The organism is Marinomonas profundi (assembly GCF_020694005.1).
Taxonomy (GTDB): domain Bacteria; phylum Pseudomonadota; class Gammaproteobacteria; order Pseudomonadales; family Marinomonadaceae; genus Marinomonas; species Marinomonas profundi.
In genome coordinates this window covers 2029941-2042850 of record NZ_CP073013.1, presented here as the reverse complement: position 1 = coordinate 2042850, position 12910 = coordinate 2029941, and the positions used below count along the sequence as shown (strand labels likewise).

General features: G+C 48.5%; 11 protein-coding genes. 6 read left to right on the top strand and 5 right to left on the bottom strand.

Annotation, left to right across the window (positions count from 1 at the left end):
• Window positions 1-53: 53 nt before the first annotated feature.
• The gene (locus tag J8N69_RS09525; protein ID WP_168824060.1) at window positions 54-2063 is read right to left on the bottom strand and encodes a sigma-54-dependent Fis family transcriptional regulator; all 2010 of its coding nucleotides are present in this window, start codon (window positions 2061-2063) and stop codon (window positions 54-56) included.
• A 305-nt stretch (window positions 2064-2368) separates the two neighbouring features.
• On the opposite strand from J8N69_RS09525, the gene J8N69_RS09520 reads away from it, so the two are divergent.
• The 6 genes from J8N69_RS09520 to J8N69_RS09495 all read left to right on the top strand — a co-directional run bounded on the left by J8N69_RS09520 (window position 2369) and on the right by J8N69_RS09495 (window position 8484).
• Window positions 2369-3457 carry an ABC transporter ATP-binding protein gene (locus J8N69_RS09520; protein WP_168824058.1) on the top strand — a complete coding sequence of 363 codons (1089 nt, stop codon included), beginning with the start codon at window positions 2369-2371 and terminating at the stop codon, window positions 3455-3457.
• Between the two features lie 2 nt (window positions 3458-3459).
• The gene (locus tag J8N69_RS09515) at window positions 3460-4614 is read left to right on the top strand and encodes an ABC transporter ATP-binding protein (RefSeq protein WP_168824056.1); all 1155 of its coding nucleotides are present in this window, start codon (window positions 3460-3462) and stop codon (window positions 4612-4614) included.
• Window positions 4604-5473 (top strand): carbohydrate ABC transporter permease, encoded by an 870-nt coding sequence (locus J8N69_RS09510; RefSeq protein WP_168824055.1) that lies wholly within the window; start codon window positions 4604-4606, stop codon window positions 5471-5473. Before J8N69_RS09515 ends, J8N69_RS09510 begins: the two co-directional genes overlap by 11 nt.
• A 9-nt stretch (window positions 5474-5482) precedes the next feature.
• Window positions 5483-6379 (top strand): carbohydrate ABC transporter permease, encoded by an 897-nt coding sequence (locus J8N69_RS09505; protein ID WP_227803859.1) that lies wholly within the window; start codon window positions 5483-5485, stop codon window positions 6377-6379.
• Window positions 6380-6390: 11 nt separating this feature from the next.
• Entirely contained in the window at window positions 6391-6663 is a 273-nt protein-coding gene (locus J8N69_RS09500) for a DUF2160 domain-containing protein (RefSeq protein WP_168824053.1), read from the top strand.
• 96 nt (window positions 6664-6759) lie between these two features.
• Window positions 6760-8484, top strand: coding sequence for an ABC transporter substrate-binding protein (locus tag J8N69_RS09495; RefSeq protein ID WP_168824051.1), 1725 nt, complete (start codon window positions 6760-6762; stop codon window positions 8482-8484).
• Between the two features lie 74 nt (window positions 8485-8558).
• Here the strand turns inward: J8N69_RS09495 and J8N69_RS09490 are convergent, their stop codons facing one another.
• The 4 genes from J8N69_RS09490 to J8N69_RS09475 form a co-directional block, all read right to left on the bottom strand.
• Complete coding sequence (locus J8N69_RS09490; protein ID WP_211084948.1) at window positions 8559-9803, bottom strand: Fic family protein; 1245 nt, start codon at window positions 9801-9803, stop codon at window positions 8559-8561.
• 259 nt (window positions 9804-10062) lie between these two features.
• Complete coding sequence (locus J8N69_RS09485; protein ID WP_168824047.1) at window positions 10063-11367, bottom strand: TRAP transporter large permease; 1305 nt, start codon at window positions 11365-11367, stop codon at window positions 10063-10065.
• Window positions 11364-11885, bottom strand: coding sequence for a TRAP transporter small permease (locus J8N69_RS09480; protein ID WP_168824045.1), 522 nt, complete (start codon window positions 11883-11885; stop codon window positions 11364-11366). The genes J8N69_RS09485 and J8N69_RS09480 overlap by 4 nt, the downstream gene beginning before the upstream one ends.
• A gap of 3 nt (window positions 11886-11888) precedes the next feature.
• Complete coding sequence (locus tag J8N69_RS09475) at window positions 11889-12869, bottom strand: TRAP transporter substrate-binding protein (protein ID WP_168824043.1); 981 nt, start codon at window positions 12867-12869, stop codon at window positions 11889-11891.
• Between the last annotated feature and the right edge of the window lie 41 nt (window positions 12870-12910).

Here is a 12910-nt window from a genome sequence, read left to right as displayed (position 1 = left end):
ATACCGATCCCTGTTTTAACCACAGAGGTTAAAACAGGGACGACATTGTCAGCTTAGACATCATTTCCTTTCGCTCTAGCGTATTTATAAACCGTATTCCGGCTCACGCCAGCGGTTTTCGCGGTCTGCGATACATTGCCTTTGAACTCATTTAAGAGTCGAGGAATCAGTTTTTCCAACGGCTCATCTTGCTCGCTATTTGGATTTTGTGACGCTTCTTCTGTCTGCGCCGCCATCGCATCAAGATCATCAAAGAAGTCATCAGGCAAGTGCCATTCTTCAAGGGTTTCTTCATCGGCCATGGCCATGCCGACTTTTAATACATGAACGAGTTGGCGCATGTTACCCGGCCAAGGGTGTCGCACTAATAATTCAAGCATGTCTGGTGATAAGGCCGGCCCCGGCTCTTCTTTGCGTAAACGTTCGTGGAGATATTGAATCAATGCCGCCTTGTCCGTTCGTTCTCGCAGAGCGGGTAATTCGATGTTCAAACCGGAAATTCGATAGTACAAATCTTGGCGAAAACGCCCTTCTTTTACTTCGTCTTTTAAAATTCGGTTGGTGGCTGAAATCAGTTTGATATCGACCGGAAAGGCTTCTGTCGAACCCAATGGTGTCACCACTCTTTCTTGTAAAACTCGCAATAAACGCGATTGCACCATCATCGGCATTTCACCGATTTCATCCAAAAATAAGGTGCCACGATGCGCACGACGAATCAATCCTATTGAGCCTCGGTTTTGCGCTCCCGTAAAGGCGCCTTTTTCATAACCAAAAAGTTCAGACTCAACCAGTTCCGCCGGAATGGCCGCGCAATTTACCGCCACTAACATCTCTTTGGCACGAGAGCTGTGATAGTGCAAACTGCGCACAAAAATCTCTTTACCCGCGCCGGTTTCGCCATGAATCAGGATAGGAATGTCTTTCTCCATGATCTTGTGCGCTTGGCGTACTAAGCGTTCAACACGCTCATCACCGTGCTGCAATTCGGCCATTGGAATGACGTTATCAGGAATGGTAATTGACGGTGGATTTTCCGCTTTTGTTGTTTTTTCTGTCGGCGGTTTTTTTTCAGTCATAACAATCGCTTCTGGTTGGGAAGGCGCGACATAATCAGCACGCTGGCGGAAGTCAGGCACACGCATAATTTGCTGGACGGGCGGAATCACTTTGACATAAAACTGGTAACGTCCCATGGCGATCAGTTTCAGTGGCAAACTAAAAGGGTGGTGCTTGATCTCACGCATTTCGATATCAAACACCTGATTGATATTGAGCAAGGCCAAATCCCGCGCTAACACCACCTCGGCACGACGATTCGCCGATACGATGGTGCCGTTTTCATCGAGCACCAGAATACCCGACCAATGACTGTCCAAACTGGACACATTGGTATTAAAACTGAGGATGAAATGTTCTTTTTGAAAGGCGGAAAATATCAGTCTATTTTCCACGCTCAACGACATCAGTTTGACCATACCAAAAGTATGATCCTGCGGCAGATACGCGTCTGAAGAAATGTCCAACACGCCGACCAAATCATTTTTCGCGTTGTAAATAGGCGACGCCGAACCCACCATAAAGCGGTTGGCGCGTAAAAAATGCTCATCACGGCCCACTTGAATGGCTTGGCCGGTAATCAATGCTGTGCCGATGGCATTGGTGCCCGCGCCCATCTCGCTCCATTGATTACCACCAATCAAACCATGCTCCGCCGCACTGCCAAAGCGCGGCTGCCCCCACGTATTCAAGACATGACCTTGGCGGTCAGCCAGTACAATCATACAGGCCGAATTACTCAGAATATTTTGGTAGTACGGCAGTACTTCGTTCTCTGTGGTTTCCAACAAGCTACGATGCTGATCGATCAGATCGCCCAACGTCCCCTTGGGCAAAGTTGCAAAGTCGGGGCGACTGCCGTGCTCTAAGCCAAATTGCTCGCAACGATACCAAGACGCTTGGATTCGCTCTTTGTGTGTCTGTCCGGCCAGTGCTTCTGACCCGGTGAGTGCTTCTGTTCCAGTAAGCGCTTCTGGTTTTTGTTGTTGTTCTTCATCTTGCATTTTCAACTCCAACACGGCATGACAAACGTCAATACTGTGTATGAAATGTTCATTGTTTTAGATAACTGTAAACACTTTGAACACTCGTGAACAGTCTCTTTTCAAAAACGAAAATTGCCACGACGTTACTCGAAACTTAAAAAACACAATATTTATCAATACCTTAAATTAAAAAATCGCCTATAAAATATTTCTGGCATAGCTTTTGTATTGTATTTAATCATCAAGGTGTGTTCGTTTTTGAGCTTTAAGATCGATCAAGGCGATGACACCAAAAAAAAACAATAACAAAAAAGGTACTCACAATGTCTCTAACGCTGCAGAATGTATCGCGCGTTGTTGAAGGTGAAACCTGGATCGATGAGGTCAATTTGTCCCTCGAACCCGGCTCTTTCAACGTTTTACTTGGGCGCACGCTGTCCGGTAAAACCACGCTGATGCGCCTCATGGCCGGTCTTGACCGTCCAACCAAAGGAAAAATCCTCATGAATGGGGTGGACGTCACTGGTGTGCCAGTGCGCGAACGCAACATTTCCATGGTATACCAACAGTTCATCAATTACCCCAACCTTACTGTTTACGAAAACATTGCCTCGCCTTTGCGTTTAGCAAAGATGGATGCAAAGGAAGTCGATCGCCGTGTCCGCGAAACCGCCGAAATGCTGCGTATCGATCCTTTTCTTGATCGCTTGCCCTTACAGTTGTCCGGCGGACAACAACAACGTACCGCGATGGCGCGAGCGCTGGTAAAAGACTCACAAATTATTTTGTTTGATGAGCCGCTGGTTAACCTCGATTACAAATTACGCGAAGAACTTCGCCAAGAATTACGCGCCTTGTTCAAAGCCCGTAACTGCATCGCGGTTTACGCCACCACAGAACCCAACGAAGCCCTCGCCCTAGGCGGCAATACCGCCGTGCTAAACGAAGGTCGTTTGTTGCAAATGGGCCCCACCGCTGAGGTGTACCATCAGCCAAAAGACATTATCACCGCTGAAATGTTTTCTGAGCCGCCGATTAATGTGGTGCCCGGTAAAGTCAGTGAAGAAGAAGTCACCTTCGACGACACGGTGCATTTTCGTTTAAACAGCGACTTACGAAGCCTAGCGCCGGGTGACTATCAGTTTGGCGTGCGCGCCTCACACATCGGCTTAGTCCCCCATTCGGACGATGATTTAGAGTTGCCCGTACGCGTTGACCTAGCCGAAATCAGTGGCTCTGAAACCTTCTTGCATGTTCACAATCCGCATTTTGATTTGGTGCTGCATTTATCTGGGGTTCACGCCTACCAAGTCGATCAAGAAATTAAGGTCTACTTCCCAACGCACAAGCTTTACGCCTTTGACGCACAAGGCAAGATGGTGCATTCCCCAGCTCGAATGAGGGATCAATAATCATGGCCGCTATTACGTTAAATGCCTTAGCGCATACTTACACAGACAACCCAACCAAGCCTGAAGACTACGCCATTCGTGAAATGACCCACGTTTGGGAACAAGGCGGCGCCTTTGCTCTACTGGGCCCATCTGGTTGTGGTAAATCCACCCTACTTAATATCATTTCAGGGTTACTAAAACCCTCCAATGGCGAGGTTTTGTTCGATGGCAAACGCGTCAACGAGCTGAAACCAGAAGAGCGCAACATCGCGCAGGTTTTTCAGTTCCCTGTGGTCTACGACACCATGACGGTGTTTGATAATTTGGCTTTTCCACTGCGCAATATTGGCGTACCAGAATACAAGGTAAAGTCGAAAGTCTATGAAGTCGCCGAAATTCTAGAACTGTCTGACCAATTGAAACGCAAAGCCAAAGGCTTATCCGCGGATCAGAAACAAAAAGTCTCCATGGGGCGCGGTCTAGTCCGTGACAATGTGTCCGCCATCTTGTTTGATGAGCCGCTCACCGTAATCGACCCACAATTAAAGTGGAAACTGCGTCGTAAGCTCAAGCAAATTCATGAGCAATTCAACATCACCATGGTGTATGTGACCCACGACCAGCTCGAAGCCTCGACTTTTGCCGACAAAATCGCCGTCATGTACAACGGACAAATCGTCCAGTTTGGCACGCCACGGGAATTATTCGAAAACCCAGCGCACACCTTCGTTGGTTACTTTATCGGTAGCCCGGGGATGAACTTTTTTGACGCCAAACTAACAGCGAAAGGCGAAAAAGACGCGCTGATGTTTGGTGAGCATGAGATTTCCGTCAGCGACGCCATGTTGGCGCGCTTAAAAGCCATGGACGCAAAGAAGATTACCCTAGGTATTCGCCCTGAATTTGTTCATGTTTGGGAAGGTAAAAACAACGACGCCTTCTCAGTCGCCGTAGATTACGTCGAAGATTTAGGGACTTATAAAATTTTATCTTTCATATTTAACGGCCAACTGATGAAGGCCCGCCTAAGCGAAGATCAAAAAGTCCCCTCTGGGCAAATCTATGTGAGTTTTCCGGAACAGTGGACCAAGGTTTATGTAGACGAATATCTCGTTGACCTAACCGATCACACTGTTGAGGGCGACACAGCTAAGGAGATTGACCATGCAAACTAAAGTCGAAAACAACAAGGCGTGGTTCCTTGTTTTACCGGTGTTCATCATCGTCGCCTTCTCTGCCATCATTCCTTTGATGACGGTAGTGAACTATTCGGTGCAGGATATTTTTGACCCGTATACGCGTTACTTTGTTGGCACAGAATGGTTCAAACAAGTCATGCTAGACAGCCGCTTGCACGAAGCCTTGCTGCGTCAATTTCTCTATTCCTTCACGATTCTAGCGATTGAAGTGCCCTTAGGCATTTGCGTCGCCTTGATGATGCCAACCAAAGGCCGAGGCGCGTCGTTGGCCTTGATTTTAGTCGCCATTCCGCTACTGATTCCATGGAACGTGGTGGGCACCATTTGGCAAATCTTTGGTCGTGCTGATATTGGTTTGTTTGGGGCCTTTATGAGTTATATCGGTGTCGATTACAACTACGCTTCAGACCCGACCGACGCCTGGTTAACCGTCGTCTTGATGGACGTCTGGCACTGGACGCCTTTAATCGCCCTATTGTGTTATTCAGGTTTACGCGCCATTCCGGAAGTCTATTACCAAGCGGCGCGCATCGATCAAGCTTCTCGCTGGGCCGTGTTCCGCTACATCCAACTGCCTAAATTAAGCAACGTACTGATTATTGGTGTGCTATTGCGCTTTATGGATTCTTTTATGATTTACACCGAGCCCTTTGTACTCACCGGTGGCGGCCCAGGTAGCTCAACGACTTTTTTAAGCCAATCGCTAGTAACCCAGTCAATTGGACAGTTTGACCTTGGTCCTGCCGCGGCGTTCTCTCTGGTGTACTTCTTAATCATCTTGCTCGTGTGTTGGGTGTTCTACACCACCATCATGAACATGCAAAAAGACAAGTAGGAGCGGATCATGACTCAATCATCAACGAAACCGATAGCACACGCTTATAAAGCGACGACAGAACAAGCGCCTGTGTATAGCCGAGCAGAACGCAAAATCCGCAACGCCAACTTGCGCGGACGGCTGGGTTTAGCCCTGTATATTGTCTTGCTGTTATTGCCTATTTATTGGCTCGTCAATATGTCGTTCAAAACCAATACCGAAATTCTGAGTGGGTTGTCCTTCTTCCCCGAGAACTTCACGCTAGCGAACTACGCCAAGATCTTTAGCGACGCCACTTGGTACATGGGCTACGTCAATTCCATATTTTACGTCTCCATGAACATGGTGATCAGCTTACTGGTGGCCTTACCTGCCGCTTATGCCTTTAGTCGCTATAAGTTCATTGGCGATAAGCACATGTTTTTCTGGCTGTTGTCCAACCGGATGGCACCACCAGCGGTATTTCTGTTGCCTTTCTTCCAGCTGTATTCGTCAGTCGGTCTATTCGATACGCATATTGCCGTGGCCTTGGCGCACTGTTTGTTCAACGTGCCATTAGCGGTGTGGATTTTGGAAGGCTTCATGAGCGGTGTGCCTCGTGAAATAGACGAAACCGCGTATATCGACGGCTATTCGTTTCCGAAATTTTTCGTGCGCATCTTCATTCCTTTGATTCGCTCTGGGATTGGTGTAACGGCTTTCTTCTGCTTCATGTTCTCTTGGGTAGAACTACTGTTGGCACGCACCCTAACCTCGGTCGATGCCAAGCCTATCGGCGCCATTATGACGCGAACCGTCTCGGCGTCGGGGATGGACTGGGGGCTGCTCGCGGCGGCCGGTGTACTCACGATTATACCGGGTATGTTGGTCATTTATTTCGTTCGTAACCATGTGGCGAAGGGCTTTGCCCTTGGTCGAGTGTAAGGAGAATTATTATGGCTTGGATGTCTTGGACATTACCTACCGCCCTGTTTTTTATCGGCATTGCGGTGATCTTGGTCGGTATGACCACCTGGCAAATTGTCTCACCTTCTGTCGAGCGTCGTGGCTTTTTGCCACTCGCCACGACACGCGGTGATCGCTTATTCATCGGCCTGCTCAGCAGCGCTTTTATCCACCTCGCATTCGTTGCATTAACGGATGTGAACCTTACGGTGGCAACCGTCCTATGCGCATTCTGGATGATTATCCTAATGCGCTGGGGCTAGCCAGCGACCCTAATCGATAGGAACGATGGATTATCTGGCACGGACGCCATACATAAAAAAACCAAACAGAAACACTAAACTTTGTTGAGGTAAATTATGCACTACAATAAGAAAAAAATTGCACTCGCCGCCTTACCCTTTGCTGTCATGATGCACTCGGCTAACTTATGGGCCGACGCGTATTCTGACGCAGCGAAAAAATGGGTAGACACAGAGTTCACCGCTTCGACGCTAAACAAGCAGCAACAGTTAGATGAATTGCAATGGTACACCGATGCCGCGAAAAAATTTCGTGGCATGGAAATCAATGTAGCGTCTGAAACCCTAACAACGCACAAATACGAATCGCAAGTCTTGGCCAAAGCCTTCGAAGAGATCACGGGCATCAAGGTCAACCATGACTTGATCCAAGAAGGCGACGTGGTTGAAAAACTGCAAACGCAAATGCAATCTGGCCGTAATATTTACGATGCCTATGTCAACGACTCCGACTTGATCGGTACCCATTTCCGTTACGGTAAAGTGGTACCAATTTCCGACATGATGATGGGAGACGGTAAAGACTTCACTTCACCGACGCTCGATCTTGCCGACTTTATCGGTTTGGATTTCACCACAGGCCCAGATGGTAAGCTTTACCAATTACCAACTCAGCAGTTCGCCAACCTTTATTGGTTCCGCGCTGACTGGTTTGCGCGCCCTGACTTGAAAGAAAAATTCAAATCCATTTACGGCTACGAGCTAGGGGTGCCGGTTAACTGGTCTGCCTATGAAGACATTGCCGAGTTTTTTACCGATAAAGTGAAAAACATCGACGGCAAGCGCATTTATGGTCATATGGATTACGGTAAAAAAGACCCTTCATTAGGCTGGCGTTTCACCGATGCTTGGTTCTCTATGGCGGGTGCTGGCGACAAAGGCACACCAAACGGTTTACCCGTAGATGAATGGGGCATTCGTATCAAAGACGCCTGTTCCCCCGTCGGTTCTAGCGTGTCTCGTGGTGGTGCAACAAACGGCCCAGCGGCCGTATATGCAACGACCAAATACGTCGAATGGTTGCGTAAGTATGCGCCACCAGAAGCACAAGGCATGACCTTCTCTGAATCTGGCCCAGTGCCAGCACAAGGCGCCGTGGCTCAGCAAATCTTCTGGTACACCACTTTTACCGCCGATATGATCAAAGACGGTTTAGCCGTGGTTAACGAAGATGGCACACCAAAATGGCGCATGGCACCGTCTCCGGTTGGGCCATACTGGGAAGAAGGCATGAAAAAAGGCTATCAAGACGTAGGCGCTTGGACCTTCATGACCTCAACACCAGAAGACCGTCGTCTAGCGGCTTGGTTGTACGCTCAGTTCACCACCGCAAAAACGGTTTCTTTGCAGAAAACATTGGTCGGCTTAACGCCCATTCGTGAGTCTGATATCAACTCCCCAGAAATGGCCGCAGCAGCGCCTAAATTGGGTGGTTTGGTGGAATTCTACAAAGGGCCAGCGCGTAAAGAATGGTCGCCAACAGGGATCAACGTTCCCGATTATCCTAAGCTAGCTCAGCTTTGGTGGCAGTACATTTCTCAAGCGGCCAGCGGTGAAGCAACGCCACAAGAAGCCTTAAACGGCCTAGCGGAAGCGCAGGATAAAGTCATGGCACGTTTAGAGCGCGCTAACGTGCAACCTCTATGTGGGCCAAAACTGAACGAACCACGTGACGAAGCTTACTGGTTAGCACAACCTGGATCACCAAAACCGAAAATCTCTAACGAAAAACCACAAGGCGTGACGGTCTCTTACGACGACCTGCTTCGTTCTTGGGAATAAAAGCCTTTTCGTTATTGTCCACAGCACTCTGAACCTTTGACCGGCCTAGGCCGGTCTTTTTTTTTGCTTGGCTGTCAGGAGTTAATAAGCTCTTGTTGGTCGATCATTTTATAGACCCATTCACGTCCATCTTTCACTTTTTCAAATAACGTCAACTCAACAAGTCCATTCAACACCGTCGCCGCCGTATTGTAGGAACATCCCAAATTCTCTTTCACATGATTAATCGTAAACGTAACCGCCTTTCTATTTTTTGCTACCTGAAAAACGGTTTTCTGCTTATCGGATAACTGACGATATAAACCTGAGTCCAACAGCCATTTGTCAAACATGTCTAACGCCTGCACCGTCTCAGCATAAGACGCTTTAAACCTATTAATTGCTCTAATGATGATGCGGCATTGGTAGTCCACAAAATAGGTCAAATCCATCTCATCCGTATCGGTGTAGAGATAGCTTTTACCGTATTGCACAGGCGCTTCTTTCAATAACAGACTAATGGCAATATAACGAAACGCCGCAAACTCGTTTTTAAACATGTACCAATAAAACAGCGCCCTAGCGACCCGACCGTTACCATCATGGAAAGGATGTTCGTAACCAATCCGAAAATGCAGCGTAATGGCCTTTACCAGAGGATGGATATAACCCGAACTTTCCGCATCATGGTGTGACTGATTGACCCATCTCACCAACATATCAAGTCGACTACTTAAGAATTCGGCTTTCGGTGGCGTATGGACGACTTCACCATCGTTGCTTTCAACCACCACATCATCAGACGTTCGAATCACGCCCGGTCTGTATTTATCATCTTCTATGCCTTCAACGCCGATCTGGTGAAGTTCTTCTATAAATTCAACTGAGAGATTTTTGCTCCTATGCTCCCACGCAAATTTCATCATATTGAAATTACCAAGGATCATTTTTTCATCAAGACTTCTGGGCTTTCTGGCCCTTTTCAGCATATCTTTTGCGACTTTGGTAGTGGTCGCGGCACCTTCCAACTGACTGCTACTAATGGCTTCATCTTCAATAAGATCATTTAATAAATAGTCTAAATGTTTCTGCTCGCCGATCTTGTCACACATCCACTCCAATGCGGCGGTAGTGGTATTGCGATCTGTTTCACTGATGGCTTTGTGGATAGTTGGTGTGAGATATAAACTAGGAACAACCACGCTTCCATCAAAGAATGCGGTTTGCCTCTGACTCTTTCTAGCGTCTTTTATCAATGACCAAACTAACAATGCATCCAATTTCTTAGGCAAGCGATGTTTGATTTCATCAAAATGGAAATAGCGCCCTTTAGGATCCACAGCAACCTGATAGCTCCTATATTCCCCAAAAGAGTAATTTGATTGCTTAAAAAGAAACTCTATTGGATTCGTTATCAATTCTTTAGGCGGATGAACAATCATGACTATCTCAAAAATAGAAAATATTGAGATGAGAATAGCAAACTGAACTAAATTTGTCTCAAAATAACATAAAATTGAGATAGGAGAATGCCATAAGCCTTTGACCAGCCTAGGCCGGTCAAAGGTTTATGAATGAGAGCGGATCACAACAATACCACTAACCAAGCATCGTATTCGGTAGGAAAAGTACTATCTGTGGGAAGAACATCAACAGCGCCACCGCCAGTACCATCATCAACCAGAAAGGCAACACGCCACGGAAGATATCGCCCAGCGGGACGTTCGGTGCAACCGATTTAACGATGAACACATTGATGCCAACAGGCGGAGAAATTAACCCCATTTCAAGCGTCAATACGGTCAGCACACCAAACCAAATCGGATCGATACCCAACGCCATAATGATGGGAAAGAATATTGGCAAGGTCAGCACCAGCATGGCGAAGCCTTCCAAGAAACACCCCAACACAAGATAGATGGCTAAGATAAGAATCAAGGTTCCAGTGACGCCCAATCCCATACCAGACAACAACTCTCCCACCGCGGTAGGAATATGACTCAACGCCATAAACGGGTTGATCATATGCGCCGCGATCAAGATCAACATGACCGTCGCGGTTGTCACCACAGAATCTCGTGCCGCGAGCCAAAGTGCCTTCACCGACAAAGTACGAGTGAAGAACCCCACTAATATCACCACCCCAGCCCCGACGGCGGAAGCCTCAACCGGTGAAAACAGCCCGCTGTAAATCCCCCCGATGGTCAATAATATCACCGAGACAATAGGGCCTGCGCCGAGCAATGCCTTGCCTTTATTGCGCCAGCTTGTTGCCGGGCCAGCCGGGCCAAACTCAGGACGAAACCAACAAATCACCGTGATAACTAAAATGAACAATAGCAACAACATAATGCCAGGCAACACACCCGCCAAAAACAAACGCCCAATGCTTTGCTCAGTCAGAATCGCAAAAATAACAAAACCCGTTGACGGTGGGATCAAGATGCCCAAGGTGCCACCCGCGGCCACCACACCAGTAGAAAGCTTTGTGTTGTATTTAAAGCGATCCATCTGCCCCAACGCGACCTTCCCCATGGTCAATGCCGACGCCACCGAGGAACCGGACAGTGCCGCAAAACCACCACAACCAATCACCGTCGCCGACGCCAATCCGCCACGAAGTTGCCCAATGACAGCATAAGCCGCGTCATAGAGCTTGCGGCTCATCCCCGTCGCGGAAGCGACATTCCCCATTAGTATGAAGAGCGGAATAACCACCAACTCGGGAGACGACGCGAGGGTAAAGGTTTCCGATGCCAGCAAACTCATCGCCGAACGGCTGCTATCGAGTATGGTAATGCCCACAAAACCCACCGAAAACATGGTCAACGCCACTGGCACCCGCAGTATCAATAGAGCAAACATCACCAAGATGCCAATAAAACCTATCATTGAAGCGCTCATGCTGTGTCTCCTTTAGCCGTGTCTCCTTTACGAATGTCGCGGCCTGACAACGTCAGTTCAATCGCGCGCAACGCCATACCCGCTGCCGTCAGTAAGGCAAAAATAGACAGGCCATTTTGAAACCACGCTTTAGGCAAACGCAAAAGATTGGTCGACAAATTCAACATGACGGACAGTTTAGCGCTTTCATTAACCGCATAAGCAATGCCGACAAAGATCACCGCACCCAGTACAGCGGAAAAAATGTCTATCAAGCGATTCAATAGCGCAGGATAACTGCGCTCAAAAAGATCAACGGAAATGTGCCCACCTTCGCGGTCACATAACGCCATTGCCCCAAACACCACAATCACCATGGTCATCGTGATCATATCTTGCGAGCCATAGATTGGCGCGCCAAACGCACGGCCAATCACATCCGCCAGAAGAATGATCACTTCGACAATCAGCCCCAAAGCACCGATTGCGGCGGATAGGGCAATCAGCCCATCCGCCAGTTTACGTATTACGCTCAGCATGGCTTATTTACCCTGCATCGCGGCTTGCGTGGCTGCACCATCAACACTGTCAACGTAGGCTTCAACCACCCCTGACACCGCTTCCGCGAACGACGCTTTTTCGGCATCGGTTAGTTCTATTACCTTGTTTGCGCTGTCAGCCCGAGCGATTTTCAATGCCGCTGTGGCGGTTTCTAGCCAAGCGTCTTCGGCACTTTTTGATAGCCCAGCCCCACTGGCCGCATCAAGAGCCGCTTTTTGATCCTTGCTGAGTCCGTCATAAGTGCCGCGATTGAGTACGGTATAAAAAGCCAAACGCCCTAATGGCGCACCCAACGTTAAGGCATCGGCCACTTCATCTAGCTTGAAATCGGTCAGCGTCGACGCGCCCGTGATAACGCCATCAATCAGACCAGTTTGCATAGCGTTGTAAATCTGACTAGCAGGCATTTGCACTGGGGTTGCGCCCAACGCCTTTGCGACCTCAGCCGCGGTGGTGCCAGCGACACGAATTTTAAGCCCAGCAAGATCGGCGGGCGTACGAATCACCTTGTTACGCATGATGAAAATATTCGGTTCAGAGGTCCACAGCGCCAGTGGTTTGGTGCCCGGAAACTCTTGGCTTAAATGTTTGTCGTAGGCGCGCCACAGCGCTTCATAACCCGGCATGTCTTCTGGAATCGCACCGGGCAGCTCGGAAATCATCGTCTTGCCAAACTGCGACGAGGTATAACCCGGCAAGCCCCAAGACATATCCGCTGCCCCCTGTAGAACTCGAATGTATTGCTCTGCAGGACCCGCGCCTAGTTCACCGCCATGGTAGCCGCGTACGGTGAGATCACCATTAGTGGCCGCCGATAAATCGGCATTCAGTTTTTCAATCACCGATGCGTTGATGGTATGAAAGGGTGGCGTAAAGCTAGCGAATTTCAACTCCTCGGCAAATACTTGACCCGATAACGCGATAGCGACTGACGTAGAGACGATTAATTTATTCAATGTCATGGAGGTTCTCCCAATGTTGCTGTGGTGCCTTTCTTGAAGGC

Excerpts from the sequence above, each read along its gene's own strand:
- J8N69_RS09525 (WP_168824060.1), bottom strand. The coding sequence starts at position 2,063 with ATGCAAGATGAAGAACAACAACAAAAACCAGAAGCGCTTACTGGAACA.
- J8N69_RS09520 (WP_168824058.1), top strand. The coding sequence starts at position 2,369 with ATGTCTCTAACGCTGCAGAATGTATCGCGCGTTGTTGAAGGTGAAACC.
- J8N69_RS09515 (WP_168824056.1), top strand. The coding sequence starts at position 3,460 with ATGGCCGCTATTACGTTAAATGCCTTAGCGCATACTTACACAGACAAC.
- J8N69_RS09510 (WP_168824055.1), top strand. The coding sequence starts at position 4,604 with ATGCAAACTAAAGTCGAAAACAACAAGGCGTGGTTCCTTGTTTTACCG.
- J8N69_RS09505 (WP_227803859.1), top strand. The coding sequence starts at position 5,483 with ATGACTCAATCATCAACGAAACCGATAGCACACGCTTATAAAGCGACG.
- J8N69_RS09500 (WP_168824053.1), top strand. The coding sequence starts at position 6,391 with ATGGCTTGGATGTCTTGGACATTACCTACCGCCCTGTTTTTTATCGGC.
- J8N69_RS09495 (WP_168824051.1), top strand. The coding sequence starts at position 6,760 with ATGCACTACAATAAGAAAAAAATTGCACTCGCCGCCTTACCCTTTGCT.
- J8N69_RS09485 (WP_168824047.1), bottom strand. The coding sequence starts at position 11,367 with ATGAGCGCTTCAATGATAGGTTTTATTGGCATCTTGGTGATGTTTGCT.
- J8N69_RS09480 (WP_168824045.1), bottom strand. The coding sequence starts at position 11,885 with ATGCTGAGCGTAATACGTAAACTGGCGGATGGGCTGATTGCCCTATCC.
- J8N69_RS09475 (WP_168824043.1), bottom strand. The coding sequence starts at position 12,869 with ATGACATTGAATAAATTAATCGTCTCTACGTCAGTCGCTATCGCGTTA.